Annotated in this window: 14 protein-coding genes and 1 pseudogene; 10 read left to right on the top strand and 5 right to left on the bottom strand. The window is 70.2% G+C overall.

Annotated elements, in window-relative coordinates; translation table 11 throughout:
* Nucleotides 1-22 precede the first annotated feature (22 nt).
* Nucleotides 23-577, bottom strand: coding sequence for a TetR/AcrR family transcriptional regulator (locus tag ACWDA7_RS40085; protein ID WP_450611369.1), 555 nt, complete (start codon nucleotides 575-577; stop codon nucleotides 23-25).
* Between the two features lie 99 nt (nucleotides 578-676).
* Between ACWDA7_RS40085 and ACWDA7_RS40080 the strand changes: the two genes are divergently transcribed.
* The 4 genes from ACWDA7_RS40080 (at nucleotide 677) to ACWDA7_RS40065 (ending at nucleotide 4,519) form a co-directional block, all read left to right on the top strand.
* The gene (locus ACWDA7_RS40080) at nucleotides 677-1,210 is read left to right on the top strand and encodes a flavoprotein (RefSeq protein WP_450611367.1); all 534 of its coding nucleotides are present in this window, start codon (nucleotides 677-679) and stop codon (nucleotides 1,208-1,210) included.
* An 80-nt stretch (nucleotides 1,211-1,290) separates the two neighbouring features.
* On the top strand, nucleotides 1,291-2,178 hold the full coding sequence (locus ACWDA7_RS40075) for an alpha/beta fold hydrolase (protein WP_450611365.1): 888 nt from the start codon (nucleotides 1,291-1,293) through the stop codon (nucleotides 2,176-2,178).
* Between the two features lie 402 nt (nucleotides 2,179-2,580).
* Nucleotides 2,581-3,156, top strand: coding sequence for a hypothetical protein (locus ACWDA7_RS40070; protein WP_450611363.1), 576 nt, complete (start codon nucleotides 2,581-2,583; stop codon nucleotides 3,154-3,156).
* Complete coding sequence (locus ACWDA7_RS40065; RefSeq protein WP_450611362.1) at nucleotides 3,080-4,519, top strand: RICIN domain-containing protein; 1,440 nt, start codon at nucleotides 3,080-3,082, stop codon at nucleotides 4,517-4,519. The genes ACWDA7_RS40070 and ACWDA7_RS40065 overlap by 77 nt, the downstream gene beginning before the upstream one ends.
* A 17-nt stretch (nucleotides 4,520-4,536) precedes the next feature.
* On the opposite strand, the gene ACWDA7_RS40060 is transcribed toward ACWDA7_RS40065, so the two are convergent.
* From ACWDA7_RS40060 to ACWDA7_RS40050, 3 genes are all read right to left on the bottom strand, one after another.
* Nucleotides 4,537-6,930 carry a SpoIIE family protein phosphatase gene (locus tag ACWDA7_RS40060; protein ID WP_450611360.1) on the bottom strand — a complete coding sequence of 798 codons (2,394 nt, stop codon included), beginning with the start codon at nucleotides 6,928-6,930 and terminating at the stop codon, nucleotides 4,537-4,539.
* A gap of 162 nt (nucleotides 6,931-7,092) precedes the next feature.
* Nucleotides 7,093-8,640, bottom strand: a complete 1,548-nt coding sequence (gene qcrB / locus ACWDA7_RS40055) for a cytochrome bc1 complex cytochrome b subunit (protein WP_450611358.1) — start codon at nucleotides 8,638-8,640, stop codon at nucleotides 7,093-7,095.
* Nucleotides 8,637-8,915 (bottom strand): hypothetical protein, encoded by a 279-nt coding sequence (locus tag ACWDA7_RS40050; protein WP_450611356.1) that lies wholly within the window; start codon nucleotides 8,913-8,915, stop codon nucleotides 8,637-8,639. The genes qcrB and ACWDA7_RS40050 overlap by 4 nt, the downstream gene beginning before the upstream one ends.
* Before the next feature lie 113 nt (nucleotides 8,916-9,028).
* On the opposite strand from ACWDA7_RS40050, the pseudogene ACWDA7_RS40045 reads away from it, so the two are divergent.
* Nucleotides 9,029-9,127 (top strand): annotated as a pseudogene (locus tag ACWDA7_RS40045) (toxin Doc); the annotation flags it as partial.
* Nucleotides 9,128-9,589: 462 nt separating this feature from the next.
* The gene (locus ACWDA7_RS40040) at nucleotides 9,590-11,203 is read left to right on the top strand and encodes an RICIN domain-containing protein (RefSeq protein WP_450611354.1); all 1,614 of its coding nucleotides are present in this window, start codon (nucleotides 9,590-9,592) and stop codon (nucleotides 11,201-11,203) included.
* A gap of 73 nt (nucleotides 11,204-11,276) precedes the next feature.
* On the opposite strand, the gene ACWDA7_RS40035 is transcribed toward ACWDA7_RS40040, so the two are convergent.
* On the bottom strand, nucleotides 11,277-12,302 hold the full coding sequence (locus tag ACWDA7_RS40035) for a LacI family DNA-binding transcriptional regulator (protein ID WP_450611352.1): 1,026 nt from the start codon (nucleotides 12,300-12,302) through the stop codon (nucleotides 11,277-11,279).
* A gap of 139 nt (nucleotides 12,303-12,441) precedes the next feature.
* On the opposite strand from ACWDA7_RS40035, the gene ACWDA7_RS40030 reads away from it, so the two are divergent.
* Genes ACWDA7_RS40030 through ACWDA7_RS40015 form a run of 4 tightly spaced genes read left to right on the top strand, consistent with a single transcriptional unit; the run spans nucleotide 12,442 to nucleotide 17,903 of the window.
* A complete protein-coding gene (locus tag ACWDA7_RS40030; RefSeq protein ID WP_450611350.1) occupies nucleotides 12,442-13,746 on the top strand; it encodes an ABC transporter substrate-binding protein in 1,305 nt (434 codons plus the stop codon).
* 7 nt (nucleotides 13,747-13,753) lie between these two features.
* A complete protein-coding gene (locus ACWDA7_RS40025; protein ID WP_450611348.1) occupies nucleotides 13,754-14,710 on the top strand; it encodes a carbohydrate ABC transporter permease in 957 nt (318 codons plus the stop codon).
* Entirely contained in the window at nucleotides 14,707-15,525 is an 819-nt protein-coding gene (locus tag ACWDA7_RS40020) for a carbohydrate ABC transporter permease (RefSeq protein WP_360999316.1), read from the top strand. The genes ACWDA7_RS40025 and ACWDA7_RS40020 overlap by 4 nt, the downstream gene beginning before the upstream one ends.
* Nucleotides 15,522-17,903 (top strand): beta-xylosidase/alpha-l-arabinosidase, encoded by a 2,382-nt coding sequence (locus ACWDA7_RS40015; protein WP_450611346.1) that lies wholly within the window; start codon nucleotides 15,522-15,524, stop codon nucleotides 17,901-17,903. The genes ACWDA7_RS40020 and ACWDA7_RS40015 overlap by 4 nt, the downstream gene beginning before the upstream one ends.
* The last annotated feature ends 29 nt before the right edge of the window (nucleotides 17,904-17,932 follow it).

Here is a 17,932-nt window from a genome sequence, read left to right as displayed (position 1 = left end):
GCCGCGTGTCCGCGGCCCGGCTCTACCGGTAGGCCTCCAGCAGGAGCCGGGCCGCGTGGGCCGCCTCTTCGGCGGGTTCCGCGGAGGCCTCTATGCCCGCGGTGACCATGGCGCCTTCGGCCAGCAGATACAGCTGCCCGGCAAGGGACGCGGGCAGTCCCGCGTCGGTGACCAGACCGGTCAGATAGGCCTTGAAGGCGTGCTTGTGGGCGCGCACCTGGGCCAGCACCCGCGGTGACGTGGCGCCCAGCTCGCCGTAGGAGTTGATCCAGGCGCAGCCGCGGAATCCGGGCTCGCGGAACCACTCGCCCAGCCAGCCGAAGACCGCCCCTATCCGCTCCACGGGGTCCGTGTACCGGTCCACGTGCTCGGCCATCCGCTGCCGCCAGCGCACGTCACGGTGCTCCAGACAGGCTTCGACGAGCTGTTCCTTGGCGGGGAAGAGCTGGTACAGCCGCTTGAGCGAGACCCCCGACGTGTTGCGGATGTCGTCCATCCCGACGGTCTGTATGCCACGGCCATAGAACAGCTTCTCCGCGGCTTGCAGCGCCTGCTCGCGGGCGAGTTCGCTGTCCATGTACGGGGCCCTCCTGGGTGTTCCGGGCGGGAGAACCGGCGTTCTCGACGTTAGCAGCCGTGCGACGCGACCCGTCGACCCGGGTCCTAGAGTGCACGCGTGACCGAAGACGCCTCGAAACCCTTCCTGTACGTCGTCGTCTGCGCAGCGGGTATCGCCCAGGACGTGGGTGAACTGATCAGCGCCGCCCAGGAGCGGGGCTGGGAGATCGGTGTCATCGCCACACCGCTCGCGCTCCGCTTCTTCGACACGGCCGCGGTGGAGGCGCGGACGGGCCGCCGGATCCGGTCCGCCTGGCGGTCCCCGGGCGACCCGCGGCCGTTCCCGGACCCGGCCGCGGTCGTCGTCGCTCCGGCCACCTTCAACACCGTCAACAAGTGGGCCGCCGGCATATCGGACACCCTCGCGCTCGGCACGCTGTGCGAGGCGTACGGGCTCGGCGTGCCGATCGCCGTGCTGCCCTGTGTGAGCGAGGCGCTGGCGGCCCATCCCGCCTACCGCGCCAGCCTCGAACGGCTGAACGGCATGGGCGTCCGGTTCGGTGACCCGTACGCCGGAGGGACGGACGCGGACGGCGGGCGTCCGCAGTTTCGCTGGGAGCGGGCCCTGGACCTCCTTCCCTCGGCGGCGTGACCGCCCGTATGCGCCCGTCAGACAGAACCACCTGCCCCGATTGTTCTGTCCATCATGATCTGACGCTTTAGTGTCGTTTCATGACAGGAGACCGCACGGCGCTGGCCGCTCACGACCTCGGGGGCGAAGGGCCCCCTCTGGTGCTCCTTCACGGCATCGGACGCACGCTCGCCGACTGGGCCGCCGTCGCGCCCCTGCTTCTGGCGCGCCATCGTGTGCTGGTCGTGGATCTGCCCGGCCACGGCCGCTCGCCGTGCGGATCGTGGCAGCTGCCCGAGGTGCTCGACGATCTCGAGCAGGTGCTGGCGGCGTACCGGGTCCCGGAGGCGCTGCCCGTCGGACACTCGCTCGGTGGCATGCTCGCCGTGCTGTACGCCCTCGAGCATCCGGACGTCACCCCCGGTGCCGTGAATCTCGACGGGTTCGGCTGGGGGCGCCCGGACCAGTACGTGGGCCTCGAGCGGGACTATGTCGTCCGGCATCTGGCGAAGGTGCGGGAGTCGAGTGTCGAGGGCCAGGGCAGGGAACTGTCCACGGACGGACTCAAGGACCTCCTTGCCGAGCAGCGCGCCCTGTCCGACCGACTGGGCCTCCCGTACGACCTGCTCGAGGCCGGCGTCCTGCGCTCCGTGTGCGAGCGGGAGGACGGGGTCCTTGAGGTGAAGCCGGGGCGGGAGGAGGCGCTGCAGATGATCGCGGCCATGGAGTCCCTCGATCTCTTCGCCCTCTTCAAAAGAATGACCACGCCGCTGCTGCTGGGCCGCGCCGAGCGGACCGTGCCCTCCGTCCCCGACCTGGACTGGTTCGAGCCGATGATGGCCGCCTATGCCAAGGGGCTGGCCCGCGACCTCGCCGCACTGGCCGAGGAGTGCCCTCATGTGACGGTCGTCGGAATCGACGCCACGCACGCCATGTTGCTGGAGAACCCCAGGGCGGTCGCGGACGCCGTCCTCGGCTTCGCCACCTGAGGAGAGTGTGCGCCGGCGGTCGGCCGCCGGTGCCGGGCGGCTTTGCGGGCCGGAGGTGAATTCCTGGCGGAAGCGGGCCGGATGGCCCAGGAATTCTCGGAGCCGGACGCGGATTACTGACTTTTTGTCAACTGGCCCCCGTCCGAAAGGAATTGGGAAAGTGAGGGAGTCTCTTGTTCGGGCTCGGCGAACTGTGCAAAGGTGTTGTCGTCGGCGAGCGGACCTTTATTTCAGCCGCTTCGCATACCGGTGACATCGTTCGACGTCCACTTCAAGTGAGCTGAATCGGGCGGCCGTTCGAAATACCGCTTACCCCGAGGACACTTCCTGAAAGTCGTCGATCGGGTGGCGCCCCATTGGTATGTACTAAAACGTGTGTGTGGGCTTTGGAGGACGGTGGCTGTGAACGACGGGGTCCAGCGGAATTCCCCCGACCCTGTTCCGTCCTACGGTGTGACGGATGAACAGCTCGCCGCCGAACTGATGAAGGCCGCCGGGAAGAGGCCCGTGCACCATCCGGTCGGCGAACTGCTCGGTCGGCACTGGGAGGCCGCCTACTCCTATGCCCGGTTGTGCGCGGACGGTGCGCACCCCGCCGGAATGCTCACCACGGCGGCGTTCACCCGGCTGTTCGAGGAATCCGCCCGGCAGGGCGGACCGACGGCCGCATGGCGTCCCCCCTTGCTCGTCACCATCAGGCGGCTGGCGGGGGAATGGGACACCGACCACCGGCGTGCGCTTCTGCGTCCCGCGCTGCGGTCCGGGGCCGGCAGCGCCGCGCGCGCCGCGGCGCGGCTGCTGCCGCCCGAGAACCGGCGGCTGATCGCGGGCGTTCCAGCGGCTTCCCGAGCCGACCCGCTGTCTGCTCTGGCACGCCGAGGTCGAGCGCGAGGAAGTCACCGTGCCCGCCGCCCTGTTGGGGATGGATCCGGCCGAGGCGGCGACCAGGCTGGTGCAGGCACGCGAACGGCTGCGTGAGGTCTGTCTGGACGTCCATCGTGAATCCGCGCCCGACGAGGAGTGCCGCCGGTACGCCCGTCTGCTGGACGTCTCCCTGCGCCGCGACGACGGCGCACTCGATCCGGATCTGTGCTTCCACATGGACGGCTGCGCGCACTGCCGCAACGCCGCCGAGCAACTGGACGGCTTCGGTGGCCGGCTTCCGCTCTTGCTCGCCGAGGGTGTACTCGGCTGGGGTGCGCAGGCGTACCTCGACGCCAAGCGCGTGCCGAGCGAGGCGGCCGAGCCGCCGGCGGCGCCCGCCCCCCGGCCCGTCGGCGGGGAGCCGCTGATCGACCCGGCCGGCGTGAACAGTCTGTTCGCGGCCGACCGGCCCGCGCCGGAACCGAACGACGATACCGAGGACCCCGCGCCGCCGGACGCACCCGACGGGAGACTTCGCCGGGGCACCCGCGCCACGTCGGCCGTAGGCGTCCCTCGGCCGGCCGCCGCGCACAAGGCCGCCGCCCGTCCCTCGCCGCAGCGCCGCCGGCTCGCCCTGGCCGTGGCCGCGGTCGGCGCACTCGTCCTCATACCCCTTGCGGTGTGGTCCGGCGTCCGGTCCGGCGACCCGAGTACGACAGCCGCGGGCGCGACCTCCGGCAGGCCCGGCCCCGGTACGGTGAGCGGGTCCGGGGCGCCCTCGTGGATCGGCGCCGCCGCCAGCGTGTCCACGGGGGCCTTCGAGGGCCGGCTGCGCAACCAGGACAGCGGTCTGTGCATCGGCCTCGACCAGAAGGCGGCCGTCGCCGGAGCGGAGGCCGTACTGGTCTCCTGCTCCGCGTCCGTGACCCAGCAGTGGGCGTACGAGACCGGCGGACTGCTGCGCAGTATGGCCGCACCCGGTCTGTGCCTCGACTCCCACCTCGGCTACTCGGTCCAACTCGCCGCCTGCGCGCGCGAGTCGCAGCCCGCGGCGAAGAACGTCCGCTACGACTTCACCCGTCAGGGCGCCATCGTGCCGCGCTGGAACCAGGACCTCGCCCTCACTCCCGCCTCGTCCGCGCCCGACGCGGGGCTCGTGCTCAAGCCGCGTACGGAGGACGACACCCAGCGCTGGCTCACGGGCACCTCGAACTCGCTGCAGATGCAGTCGGTCGACTGGGGCACGGCCGCGCCGACGACGACCCCGGCCGCGCGCCGCGCCGAACCCTCCCGCACGCCGACCCGGGCGACCGGCGCTGCCCCGAAGCCGACGTCCAGCCCGGCGCCCACCCGGCCGACAGACCTGTCCACGTCCCGGGGGTGGGGTGACTACTCCTCCCCGTCCTGCGCCCCGGACGGCTGGGGCGGAAGCGGAGGCTGGGGCTGGGGCGGCGGTCATGGCGGCGGCCGGCACTGATCCAGGCCGACCGCGCGTCACTCCTCCAGCAGGCTCAGCTCCGCCCAGATGGTCTTGCCGTCGCTGGTGTGGCGGCTGCCCCAGCGTTGGGTGAGCTGGGCCACGAGGAGAAGACCGCGGCCGCCCTCGTCGTAGGACCGCGCCCGACGCAGATGCGGGGCGGTGTGACTGCTGTCGGAGACCTCGCAGATCAGTATGACCTCGTCGTGGATCAGCCGGAGCCGGATCGGCGGGTCGGCGTACCGAATGGCGTTGGTGACCAGTTCGCTGACCACCAGCTCGGCCGTGAACACGGCGTTGTCCAGGTGCCAGGCCTCCAGTTGGGCGACGACCTGCTTGCGGATCGCTGCGACCAACGCCGGATTGGCGGGGATGCTCCAGGTGGCGACCCGGGAGGGGGGCAGCCCGTTGGTGCGGGCGAGCAGCAGCGCCACATCGTCGGCCGTTCCGCCCAGAGGAAGCAGCGCCTGCAGTATCCGGTCGCACGCGGTGTCCAGCGAATCTCCGGGCGGTGCGGACCCCGAGGGCCCGGCGAGGGCCGAGCACAGCAGCTGGTGGCCGGCCTCCACGTCACGTTCGCGGCTCTCGATCAGCCCGTCGGTGTACAGGCCCAGCACCGTGCCCACCGGCAGGTCGATCTCGGCCGCTTCGAAGGGCAGCCCGCCGAGCCCCAGTGGCGGCCCGCCCGGCAGCTTGATCTCCCGGGGAAGCTCGCCCGGCTGCATCATCACCGGGGCCGGATGGCCCGCCCGCGCGAGGGTGCACCGGCGCGAGACCGGGTCGTACACCGCGTACAGGCAGGTGGCCCCCACCTCGCCGGTGATGTCCTCGTGCCCCGCCTCCTGGGAGAGACGGACGACGAGGTCGTCGAGGTGGGTGAGCAGCTCGTCCGGTGCCAGATCGATGTCGGCCAGCGTGCGCACGGCGGTGCGCAGGCGGCCCATCGTCGCGGAGGCCTGGATGCCGTGGCCGACCACGTCGCCGACGACCATGGCGACCCGCATCCCGGACAGCGGGATCACATCGAACCAGTCGCCGCCCACACCCGCGCGGGCCGCGGGCAGATACCGGGAGGCGGCCTCCACCGCTTGCGTCCGCGCCAGACTGCGCGGCAGCAGGCTGCGCTGCAGGGCCAGGGCCGTCCTGCGCTCACGGGAGTATCGGCGGGCATTGTCGATGCAGACGGCGGCCCGGGCCGTGATTTCCTCGGCCAGCAGTACATCGTCGGGAGTGAAGGGGTCCGGCCGCCGGTAGCGGGTCAGCACCGCCACGCCCAGCGTTCGGCCGCGGGCCGTGATCGGTACCGACATCGTCGAGTGCACCCCGAGATCGGTCACCCACCTGCGGCGGGAAGCGTCCCGGTCGAGCCATTTGGTGAGCGTGGTGGCGGCGTCGGCCGCGACGATCGTCCGGCGGGCGACAAGGGAGTCGGCCTGGGGAGCACCGTCGGGGTAGAGGCCGGTCTGCCCCAGCTGGATCAGCACCTCCGGGGCGTCGGGGTCCATCGACCGGTGGGCGACCCGGCGCAGGGCGATCGGCGCGGTGAGCGAGGTCGGATAGGGGTCGCCCCCGTCGGACGGCGGATCCAGCAGGTCGACGGTGACGAAGTCGGCGAGGGCGGGCACGCACACGTCCGCCAGTTCCTGCGCCGTGCGCGTCACGTCGAGGGTGGTGCCGATGCTGACGCTCGCCTCGTTGACCAGCTGCAACCGCTCGCGCGCCCGAAACTGTTCGGTGAAGTCGTGCAGGGTGACACACACCCCCCGCAGCCGGTCGTCACCGCCCGTGAGGGGGGCGAGCCGGGCCAGCCAGGTATGCGAGGGGTCCGCTCCGCCGGCGCGCAGGCGGGTCGGGACCTCCCGCATCTGCTGGCTCTCCAGGACCTCCCGTGCCTCGCGCTCCAGTTCCTCGGACTCGGGCTTCCCTCCGATCTCCGAGAGCCGCAGGCCCCGCATGTGCTCAAGCGGCAGCCCGATCACCCTGGCCATGGCCTCGTTGACCCCGCACAGCCGCAGATTCTCGTCGTAGACGGCTAGGGCGCAGGGGGAGCAGTGCAGCGCCGTCTTCATCAGTGCGTCGTACTCGCGTCGCGGCCCGGATCCCAGCGGACTCACCACCAGCCAGTCACCGCCACTGTCATGCGGCCGGTGGTGGGCGAGCAGCCAGATCAGCAGGGTGTGGCCGTCGTGGTGGCGCAGCTGAACCGTCCCGCTCCAGCGGGTGCCGTCAGGTTCGGGCGCCGGCAGCGAGCTGTCCGGGGCGAGCAGGTCGGTGACGGAGCGTCCCTCGGCCTCTCCCGGCGCGTAGCCGAGCAAGCGGCGGGCGTTCTCGTTCCATCGGACCAGAACGCCGTTCTCGTCGACGACTGCCCGGGCCGAGGCGGCCTCGCCGGAGGGATGAACCGGGCTCATCGACGCCACTCCCTTGCGCGCACCCGCAGTGACCAAGCGCATCACTCGTGTTCCAGCCTAGTGCGTGGCCGGATTTCGTTCCCGGTCGGCGCGGAGGGGCGATCCGTCCCGTGTCACAGGGGCGGGCGCCGTCCCGTCGGTACCGATTCCAGGGTCCGCGGCTCACGTCTCCGCCTCCTCTTCACCAGCGCCCACCCGGGTGCCGCCGATGGCGCTGTGCGCGTCAGCAGACTGGAGGTCCCGGCCGGCTGACGGCAGTTCCCGCTGGTGGGCGGTCAGGGTGTACCGCCGGGCCGGGGAGAGCGGCTGCCGTACCTCGAGGTACTCGCCGTGCGGCAGCCGCTTGACGATCCCCGTCTCGCGGCCGTGCTCCACCAGCTCACGGTCCTTCTCCTGCAGTCCCAAACAGATGCGCCGGGTCACGACGAAGGCCGCGACCGGGACCACCGGCACGGCGATCCTGAAGGTCCATGTCAGCACGTTGACCGACAGATGCAGATGCGTGGCCAGGATGTCGTTGCCGCCGCCCGCGAGCAGGAGCAGATACAGACTCAGCCATGCCGCGCCGAGGGCCGTGCGGACCGGGCGGTTGCGCGGGCGGTCCAGCAGATGGTGCTCGCGACGGTCCTTGGTGACCCACGCCTCGACGAACGGGTAGACGCCGATCAGGACCAGGAGAAGCGGGAAGACGACCACCGGGATCAGTACGCCGAGGACCAGCGTGTGACCCCATAGATCGATCTCCCAGCCCGGCATGATGCGGACCAGTCCCTCCGCGAATCCCAGATACCAGTCGGGCTGGGCACCCGTCGACACCTGGTCGGCGCGGAAGGGGCCGTACACCCAGATGGGATTGACCGTCGCCACCGCGGCCACGAGCGCGATCACCCCGAAGACCAGGAAGAAGAAACCGCCCGCCTTCGCCAGGTACACCGGGAAGAAGGGAGCGCCCACGACATTGCGTTCCGTCCTTCCCGGGCCCGCGAACTGTGTGTGCTTGTGGTAGACGACCAGCAGCACATGGGTGACGACGAGCGCCGCCATGATGCCGGGGACCAGCAGCACATGGAAGGAGTAGAAACGGGGCACGAGGTCGTGGCCCGGGAACTCCCCGCCGAAGAGGAACATCGACAGATACGTGCCCACGATCGGCACCGACAGCAGCGCGCCGTTGACGAACCGCAGCCCGGTTCCCGACAGCAGGTCGTCCGGCAGCGAGTAGCCGAACAGCCCCTCGAAGATGCCGAGGACGAGCAGAAGCCAGCCGAACAGCCAGTTCAGCTCGCGCGGTTTGCGGAACGAGCCGGTGAAGAAGTGCCGCATCATGTGCGTCAGCATCGCGGCGACGAAGATCAGGGCGGCCCAGTGGTGGATCTGCCGGACCAGCAGACCGCCGCGCACATCGAAGCTGAGGTGCAGCGTCGAGGCGTACGCGTCGGACACGCGGATGCCGTTCAGCGGGACGTAACTCCCGTGGTACGTCACCTCGTTCATCGACGGGTGAAAGAAGAGCGTCAGATAGATGCCGGTCAGCACCAGTACGACGAAGCTGTACAGACACACCTCGCCGAGCAGGAACGACCAGTGGTCGGGGAAGACCTTGCGGAGGTACTGCCGGCCCAGGGAGTGGATGCCGAGCCGTCCGTCGAACCAGTCGGCGACCCGCTGTCCGGAGGAGGCCTTCTCGGGTGGTCGGCCGGTCGTGGTCATGCCGACACCTCCCGTCCCGCCCCGTGGTCCCGCGGTGTGTGCGCGAGCGTGCCGGGGTCGCGCACGAGGAAGACGCGCGACGCAGGGGTGCGGTGCGCCAACTGCCGTACGGCCGTGGGGCGGAAGTCCGGGGCGCCCTCGGCGCCGAACATGTCGTAGGCGATCGCGTCGAGCAGTGCGCGGTGATCGACGGAAACCTGGGTCGCGGTGCCGGTGCTGTCGCTGACCGGGAGTCCGTTCTGGTCCCCGATCGCGTTGTCGGTCCTTTCGGGCATGATTGTGCCTCCCTGAGGTGGGCTCACTACTGCGAGCCCGGGAGAGGGTCCGAATGTGACAGGGGACGATGAAATGTGACGTACATCTCATCAGGTCATGTCGTCGCCGGCGGCCGCCGCACGGCGCCCTGGTGGGCCTCGCCCGGGAGCTGATCTCCGGCAGGGCCGACGTGTGCGGCGCCGCCGATCGGCTGAGGTCCTGGCAGACATGACGCGCCGCTGCACCGCGGCGGGCGCCGGCTCGCCCTCGGGCCGCCGACCGGGGGCCGGAAATGTGTGTTCTCTTCGCACGGGTCGCTTGGAATTTCGAAAGTCGGTACGAGTGGCGGCAGTTGATGTCGGGCATCGTCCGTTTCACCTTGGTACCGATGTTGTTCATGTGCCTTGTTGGCCGTCAACGACGTGTGCCAAGGTGACCTTCCTACGCATGGGTAATGGCCGGGTCCCCATCGCTGCTCGATATTCCGGGTCGCCGACGAGCTCAAAAGGCTCATCCTCCGACGGCCGGCGTGCAGCCCGGCCGCGGCCTTTTCCCACGCACCCGGCCAGAAGGTCCGCACCAATCCGGCTCCTTTCGGCGACCAGAACTCCGTGTGCCGCCTTGCGCCTTGGAAGGAAACCGCTCAGTGCACACCCCCCACCCCCCGCGTCCGCCCTACCCTCCCCGTCCCGGCATGGCACCAGGGGAGTCCGACGAGAGCCTCGCCGTGCGGCTCAGAGGCCGTCCGGTCGGCGAAGTCACCCAGCCCGTCGCGCTGCTGATGGCACGGCACTGGAGGGCCGCGCACGACTACGCGGCCATCTGCCTCTCCTCCACGGCCGACGTCGCCTCGATCGTCACGGCCACCGCCTTCCACCGGATACTGGGGCAGCTCCAGCGCTCCGGCTCCGCGGCGGCGCTGCGGCCCCAGATACTCGTGGCGGTGCGGGACACGGTGCGGGAGTGGTCGGCCGAGGACCGGATATCCGGTGCCCTGCCGGAACTCGGGAAACCCGCGGGGGCTCGCGGTATGCGTACCGCGAAGTCCATGACACGCGAAAACCGCGGTCTCACCGAACGTTCTTTCCAAACTCTGCCCGGACTCGCCCGATGTCTGCTGTGGCACACCGAGGTGGAGGCCGAGCACATATCCGTTCCGGCCGTTCTGCTGGGCATGGACTCCGACAGTGCGGCGGCTGCGCTGGAACAGGCGCGCGAACAATTCCGGGCAGCCTGTGTGCGCTCCCACCGGGAACTCGCGCCGACCGACGAATGCCGCTTCCACAACCGGCTCCTGGACGCCCCCATCCGCCGCGGTGGCGCCTTGCTCCCGGACGTGCAGCAGCACCTTCTGGAGTGCCGCTACTGCCGTTCCGCCGCCGAGCAACTGAGCCACTTCGAAGGTGGGTTGGGCGGGCTGCTGGCCGAAGCGGTGCTGGGCTGGGGCGCGCGGCGCTATCTCGACTCCCGGCCGGGCCGTGCCTCGCACACCCCCCGCTCCGGCGGCGGGCCGGGGACGGGCCACAGACGCCCGGGCGGCGGCGGACGCCACCGCATGCTGTCCGGGATCCCCTCCCCGGGGCGCCGTATCGCGACCTGGGAGCCGGGGCCCAGGACGCTGCTGACCGGCGTCGGCATCGCCGCGACGGCCGTGCTCGCCACGCTTCTCGTCACCGGCATGTGGCAGGGCGACGACGGCGCCGACCCGGTGGCCTCCAGCAGCGCGAGCGGCGGCCGTACGACGCTCTCACCCGGCTCCGGCACCCTCGCGCCACCCTCGCTGTCCGCACCGCCCGGCACGGCCGGGGTGACCACCGCCCCTCAGCAGACCAGGCTGCGCAATGTCGCCGCCGGCCTCTGCCTCGACATCCACGGCGCGGTGAAGGCCGGCGCGGGCACGCGGCTGGCTCTCTGCTCGACGGCATGGACCCAGCAGTGGTCGTACGAGAGCGACGGACTGCTGCGCAGCGTCGCCGACCCTGGGCTCTGTCTCGATTCCCACGCCACCGACGGAGGCGTCACGCTCGCCGCGTGCGAAGGGGGCCGGACGCGCTCCGGCGATGTCCGCTACGACCTCACCGTGCAGGGCGAGTTGCTACCGCGCTGGAGTGAGGCTCTCGCCGTCGCCCCCGCGCACGGCGACCCGGGCGCCGACATCGTGGTGAAGACACGTGACGGCTCCGATCTCCAGCGCTGGACGACCGACGGGCAATCGACCGAGCCGAAGTCCCTGTCGATCGCCGGCACGAGCCGGCCACTGAGCACGCGGGCACCACAGTCGCCTCGCCCGGCGGATGTGAACCTCTGAGGAGCCGCCGGACGGGGACGAGACCGGGGGACCGAGGAGGACGTGCGCTGCCGCCCCGCACGTGCGTGCGGGCTCAGGCGGTCTTCGGTGGTGCGGTGCTCTGCCGCACCACCAAGTGGGTCGCAAGCTCGATCCGCAGGGCGGACTTCACGGGGTCGTGGGGGCGAAGCAGCATCCGGGCCGCTTCCTCGGCCATCTGCCGCAGCGGCTGATGGACGGTGGTCAGCGCCGGACTGGACCACTGGGCGAGCGGTACGTCGTCATACCCGACGACCGACAGGTCCCCGGGCACACTGAGGCCCTTCAGACGCGCCGCCTCCAGGACACCGAGCGCCTGCAGGTCGCTGCCGGCGAAGACGGCGGTCGGCCGGTCCGGGCGGTCGAGCAGCTCCATGGCGTGTTCGAAGCCGCCCTGCACATGGAAGTCGCCGAAGCGCACAAGGCTCGGGCCGACCTCGAGACCCGCCATCGTCATGGCGGACCGGTAGCCGTCGAGCCGCGCGAGGGAGCACATCATGTCCTCCGGGCCGGTGATGATGGCGACGCGCTCGTGCCCCTGGTCGGTGAGGTGACGGGTGGCGGCGAGGCCTCCGGCCCAGTTGGCCGAACCGACGGACGGCACGTCGGGGTCGGGATCACCGGCCGGGTCCACGATGACGAACGGGATGGCCCGCGACCGCAGCTGCTTCTTCACCTTGTCCGGGAGGGCGGAGAAGACCAGGACCACGCCCAGCGGCCGGCGCCTGAGGACCCCTTCGATCCAGTCCGGCGCGGGGGCGTGCCGCGTGCCGCTCTCGGTGAGCACGACGCTCGCCTTGTTCTCCTTGGCGACGTTCTCCACCCCGCGGATGAGCTCCATGGCCCAGACGCTCTCCAGCTCATGGAAGACGAGCTCGATGAGCGGTGCCTGGGGCGCGCCCTGAGCCCGGCGGCGGTAGCCGTGGAGGTCGAGGAGCTGTTCGACCCTGGTGCGGGTGGCCTCGGCGACATCGGAGCGGCCGTTGAGAACTTTCGAAACCGTCGACAGCGACACGCCCGCCTGCTCGGCCACTGAGGCCAGCGTCACCCGGCCGTCCACCACCTCGTCGTCATCACGCATGCCGGAAGGATAGGCCACTGACCGCCGGTAACGGTTTGGTCGCGCGTATGCACGCCCGTTGACCACGCGGGGTGACGCACCTACTGTCCGGGCAGCAGCGACTTTCGATAATGAGATCGAAACTTTCGAAAGGTAGACGATGAAGATACGAGTGCGGTTGCCCCGTCTGCTCGCCGGCGGCGTGACGCTCGCCCTGGCGCTGAGCCTCTCGGCTTGCGGCAGCGGGACCGGCGGAGGGTCGTCGGACGACGGGAAGATCCACGTCCTGGTCTATGGAGACGCCAGCAACAAGGTCGAGAAGCAGATCGTCGCAACCTTCAACAAGACGTCGGACGTCAAGGCCGTGCTCGACACCATTCCGGGTGCCGACTACCAGCAGAAGCTGCAGACGATCATCAACACGCCGCAGGCGCCGGACATCTTCTTCAACTGGGGCGGCGGCAGCATCCAGCCGTTCGTCAAGGCCGATCTGCTCCTGCCGCTGGACGACTTCATCAAGGATGACCCGGCGCTGAAGTCCGACTTCCTGCCGTCGGTGTTCAACAGCGCCGTCGTGGACGGCAAGGCCTACGGCATCCCGATGCGCGGCACTCAGCCCGTCCTGCTGTTCAACAACAGCAAGGTGCTGGCCGACGCCGGAGTGCAGCCGCCCCAGACGTGGGACGAGCTGCTCAGCACCGTCAAGAAGCTCAAGGCCAAGGGGGTCACCCCGATCGCTCTGGGCGGCGGCGACCAGTGGCCGACGCTGATGTGGTTCGAGTACGTCTACGACCGCGTGGCCGGGCCGGAGCTCTTCCAGAAGGCCCTCGGCGGTGACAAGAGCGCCTGGGAGAGCGCGGACAGCAAGAAGGCGCTGAGCATGCTCAAGCAGCTCGGCGACGCCGGCGCCTTCGGCACCAACTTCGACTCCGTGAAGTACACGAACGGCGCGTCGCCCGCGCTGGTGGCCAGGGGCAAGGCCGCCTTCGAGCTGATGGGCTCGTGGTACTACGCCCAGCAGCAGCAGGACGCGAAGGACTTCGCGGCCAAGGGCCTCGGATACACCACCTTCCCGACCATCACCGGCGGCAAGGGCGACCCGGCGGATGTCGTCGGCAACACCAACAACTTCTACTCGGTGCTGAAGAAGACGAAGCACCCGGAGGCAGCAGCGAAGTTCCTGAAGCTCATGTACTCCGACGAGTTCGTCAAGGCGCAGATGGGCATCGGCAACCTGCCCACCACCACCAACACCGAGAAGTTCCTCGACACCTCGGCCAGCCCCGCCTACTCGCACTTCCAGTACGACCTGGTGAAGAAGGCCCCCTCGTTCCAGCTTTCCTGGGACCAGGCCTACCCGCCGTCCGCCAACACGCCCATGCACCAGGCCGTGCAGCAGTTCTTCAACGGTCAGATCGACGCCGACGGCTTCATCAAGGCCATGCAGGCCCTCCCCACCGAGTGAAACGCTCATGACCACGGATATGACGAGCGCTCCTTCCGCCGTCGGGACCCGCAAGGCGGCCCGGCGGCGGACGGAGGGCTCCTACGTCGCCCACGTTGGGCGCCCGGGCTTCGGCTGGGCGCTCCCCGCCACCGCGTTCTTCGCGGTCTTCGCCATTGCCCCGCTGATCATGGTGGCGGTGCTGTCCTTCATGAGCTGGAACGGCCTCGGCTCGCCCCGGTTCGTCGGAATGGACAACTGGTCCCGGGTCCTGGACGACCCGGTCATGATCAAGAGCATCTGGCTGACCCTCCTGATCACCGTGCTCGGGGTGGCCATCCAGACGCCGCTGAGCATCCTGCTCGGCGTCTGGGCCGCGGGCCAGCAGCGCAACCGTGCGGTGCTGTCGGTGATCTACTTCATTCCGCTGCTGCTGTCCTCCACCGCGGTGTCCGTGCTGTGGCGGGCGCTGCTCGACCCGAACTTCGGCATCCCGGCCCAGGCCACCTGGCTGTTCGGTGACGGCAACCTGTTCGGCAAGCAGGCCAGCGCGATCGGTGTCCTCGCGTTCGTGAGCACCTGGCAGTTCACCCCGTTCCACACGCTGATCTACCAGGGCGCCGCCCGCGCGATCCCCCAAGTGCTGTACCAGGCGGCGGAGATCGACGGGGCGGGGCGCTACCGGAAGTTCTTCCACATCACGCTGCCGCAGCTGCGCAACTCGGTCGTCACCTCGATGATCCTGATGATCGTCGGCGGGCTGACCACGTTCGAGACGGTCCTCATCCTGACCCAGGGCGGACCGGGGTCGGACACCACGATCAGCGCCTACTACATGTACCAAAAGGCCTTCAAGAGCTTCGACTTCGGCGCCGGTGCCGCCATCGCCCTCGTCCTGGTCGTCGCCGCGACGGTCATCTCGCTGATCGTCGTCCGCGTGTCCGGCTACGACAAGATGCGCAGCTCCATGGAGGGTGTGTCATGAGGCGCCGCCCCAACTACCTGGCCGGCGTGGGCTCACTCGTCTGGCTCTTCCTGGTCGGTCTGCCGCTCTATGTGATGCTCGCGGCGACGGTGCAGCCCCAGTCCGAGTACTCCCAAAACGGTCCGCTGTCCTTCCCCCACAGCTTCACCTTCGACAACTACACGGGAGCCTTCGACTCGGGCTTCGGTCAGTACTTCCTGAACACCCTGATCGTCACCGCCTGTGTGATCGGCCTGGTGCTGCTGCTCGTTCCGCCGCTCGCCTTCGCGATCGTGCGCAGCCGCAGCAGGATCACCTCGCAGGTATTCCGGCTGTTCCTGCTGGGCCTCGCCATTCCGGCGCAGGCCGTGATCGTCCCGATGTTCTACCTGATCAGCCAGGCCGGTCTGTACGACAACCTGCTCGGCGTCATCCTGCCGACCGCCGCCTTCTGCCTGCCGATGTCGGCGCTCATCCTCAGCGGCGCCATGCGCGACATCTCCCCAGAGCTGTTCGAGGCCATGGCCATGGACGGCGCCACGCCCCGGAGGATGTTCTTCCAGCTGGTGCTCCCGCTCTCCGGGGGCGGGCTGTCCACGATCGTGGTGTTCTCCGCTCTCCAGGCGTGGAACGGCTTCCTGTTCCCCCTTGTTCTGACCCAGTCCGATTCCACCAAGCTGATCACCCTGGGTCTCTACAACTTCCAAACCGAACACGGCATCAACATCCCGGGACTGCTGGCAGCCGTGGTGCTGTCCATGGTGCCCGTCCTGCTCGTCTACCTGTTCGCCCGTCGCGCCCTGGTCCAGGGCCTCATGGGCGTCGGAGGAAAGTGATCGCCAACGTGGCAGTTGAGACCACCCCCGAAACACCCGTCTGGAACGACCCTGCTCACGACGTCGACACCCGGGTGTCCGCACTGATCGCCGCCATGACCCTCGAGGAGAAGATCGCCCAGCTCTACGGGGTCTGGGTCGGCGCGTCCGACGAGGGCGGCGAAGTGGCCCCGCACCAGCACGAGATGGAGGAGGCCGTCGACCTCGAGGCCCTCCTGCCGACCGGCCTGGGCCAGCTGACCCGTCCCTTCGGCACCGCCCCCGTCGACCCCGCGCTCGGCGCGCTGTCCCTGCTGCGCACGCAGGCGCGCATTGTCTCGGCGAACCGTTTCGGCATCCCGGCCGTCGCCCACGAGGAGTGCCTGGCCGGCTTCGCGACCTGGAAAGCCACCGCCTACCCCGTCCCGCTGTCCTGGGGCGCCACCTTCGACCCCGACCTGATCCGCCGCATGGCCGCCGCGATCGGCCGGGACATGCGGTCCGTCGGCGTTCACCAGGGCCTCGCACCCGTGCTGGACGTGGTCCGCGACGCCCGCTGGGGCCGTGTGGAGGAGACCATCGGGGAGGACCCGTATCTCGTCGGCACCGTGGGCACCGCCTATGTGCAGGGACTGCAGTCCGCGGGTGTCATCGCCACGCTCAAGCACTTCGCCGGCTATTCGGCCTCCCGCGCGGGGCGCAACCTCGCCCCCGTCGGCATGGGCCCGCGGGAGCGCGCCGATGTGCTGCTGCCGCCCTTCGAGATGGCCGTGCGCGAAGGCGGCGCCCGGTCCGTCATGCACGCCTACACCGACACCGACGGTGTGCCCTCGGCGGCCGACGAGGACCTGCTGACCGGACTGCTGCGCGAGACCTGGGGCTTCGACGGCACGGTCGTGGCCGACTACTTCGGCATCGCCTTCCTGCGGACCCTGCACGGGATCGCGGGTGACTGGGCGGAGGCCGCCGGCGCCGCGCTCGGTGCCGGTGTCGACATCGAACTGCCCACCGTCAAGACGTTCGGCGCACCGCTCGCCGAGGCCGTGACCGCCGGACGGGTGCCCGAGTCCCTCATCGACCGCGCCCTGCGCCGGGTGCTCGCCGAGAAGGCCCGGCTCGGTCTGCTCGACGCGGACTGGAGCCCGGTGCCGCCTGTGCTGGCCGGCGCCGAACTCGACCGCCCGGACGCGCTGCGCGGCACGGTCGACCTCGACACGGCGGAGAACCGGGAACTGGCCCGGGAGGTCGCCGAGCAGGCCGTGGTGCTGCTCGCCAACGACGGCACACTGCCGCTGGCCCGGCCGCGCCGCATCCTGCTGGTCGGCCCCAACGCCGATGAACCGACTGCCGTGCTGGGCTGCTACTCCTTCCCGCTGCACGTCGGCGTCCACCACCCGCAGACCCCGGCGGGGATGAGCCTGCCCACCCTCCGGGAGGCAGTGGCACACGAGTTCCCCGAAGCGGACGTCACCGTGCTGCGCGGTACCGGTGTCGACGACGGCGACACCTCCGCGTTCGCCCAGGCCGTACAGGCGGCGCAGGGGGCGGACGTCGTGATCGCTGTGCTGGGCGACCGTGCGGGACTCTTCGGCCGTGGTACCAGTGGCGAGGGCTGCGACGCGGACTCGCTGGCGCTGCCCGGAGCGCAGCAGCAGCTGCTCGACGCGCTCCTGGACTCGGGCACCCCGGTGGTGACCGTGCTGCTGGCAGGGCGGCCGTACGCGCTCGGCCGCGCCGTGGACGAGGCGGCCGCGATCGTGCAGTCCTTCTTCCCGGGCGTCGAGGGGACCACCGCCCTCGCGGGAGTGCTCAGTGGCCGCACCAACCCCAGTGGGCGGCTGCCCGCCAGCGTTCCGCGAGGGCTCGGCGCCCAGCCCACCACCTATCTCGGGGCGCGGCTCGCCCAGGTGAGCGACGTGTCCAGCATCGACCCGACCCCGGCCTTCGGATTCGGGCACGGACTGTCGTACACGTCCTTCGCCTGGAGCGACCTCGCGGTGGACGTGAAGGAGACGGGCACCGACGGGGAGTTCTCCCTGTCCTTCACAGTGCGGAACACGGGGGAGCGGCACGGCGCCGAAGTCGTGCAGGTGTACCTGCACGACCACGTCGCCTCGGTCGTCCAGCCGGTGCAGCGCCTGATCGGCTACACCCGGGTACCGCTGGCCCCGGGCCGGGCACGGCGGGTGCGGATGACGGTTCCGGCCGACCTCGCCTCCTTCACCGGCCGTGACGGGCGGCGCGTGGTCGAACCGGGGGACCTGGAGCTGCGCCTGGCCGCCTCCAGCACCGACCCGCGACTGACGGCGACGGTCACCCTGACCGGTCCGGAGCGGTATGTGGACCACACCCGGCGGTTCCACGCGGTCTTCGTCCAGGAACCCGAGCCGGCCGAGTGAGGCGGCGGCGGCTCGGACCGACCTGGTCC

This window comes from Streptomyces sp. NPDC001156, assembly GCF_053598275.1.
This window is presented reverse-complemented; position numbering and strand designations above follow the sequence as displayed.

Excerpts from the sequence above, each read along its gene's own strand:
- ACWDA7_RS40085 (WP_450611369.1), bottom strand. The coding sequence starts at position 577 with ATGGACAGCGAACTCGCCCGCGAGCAGGCGCTGCAAGCCGCGGAGAAG.
- ACWDA7_RS40060 (WP_450611360.1), bottom strand. The coding sequence starts at position 6,930 with ATGAGCCCGGTTCATCCCTCCGGCGAGGCCGCCTCGGCCCGGGCAGTC.
- qcrB (WP_450611358.1), bottom strand. The coding sequence starts at position 8,640 with ATGACCACGACCGGCCGACCACCCGAGAAGGCCTCCTCCGGACAGCGG.
- ACWDA7_RS40025 (WP_450611348.1), top strand. The coding sequence starts at position 13,754 with ATGACCACGGATATGACGAGCGCTCCTTCCGCCGTCGGGACCCGCAAG.
- ACWDA7_RS40040 (WP_450611354.1), top strand. The coding sequence starts at position 9,590 with ATGGCACCAGGGGAGTCCGACGAGAGCCTCGCCGTGCGGCTCAGAGGC.
- ACWDA7_RS40020 (WP_360999316.1), top strand. The coding sequence starts at position 14,707 with ATGAGGCGCCGCCCCAACTACCTGGCCGGCGTGGGCTCACTCGTCTGG.
- ACWDA7_RS40075 (WP_450611365.1), top strand. The coding sequence starts at position 1,291 with ATGACAGGAGACCGCACGGCGCTGGCCGCTCACGACCTCGGGGGCGAA.
- ACWDA7_RS40035 (WP_450611352.1), bottom strand. The coding sequence starts at position 12,302 with ATGCGTGATGACGACGAGGTGGTGGACGGCCGGGTGACGCTGGCCTCA.
- ACWDA7_RS40050 (WP_450611356.1), bottom strand. The coding sequence starts at position 8,915 with ATGCCCGAAAGGACCGACAACGCGATCGGGGACCAGAACGGACTCCCG.
- ACWDA7_RS40030 (WP_450611350.1), top strand. The coding sequence starts at position 12,442 with ATGAAGATACGAGTGCGGTTGCCCCGTCTGCTCGCCGGCGGCGTGACG.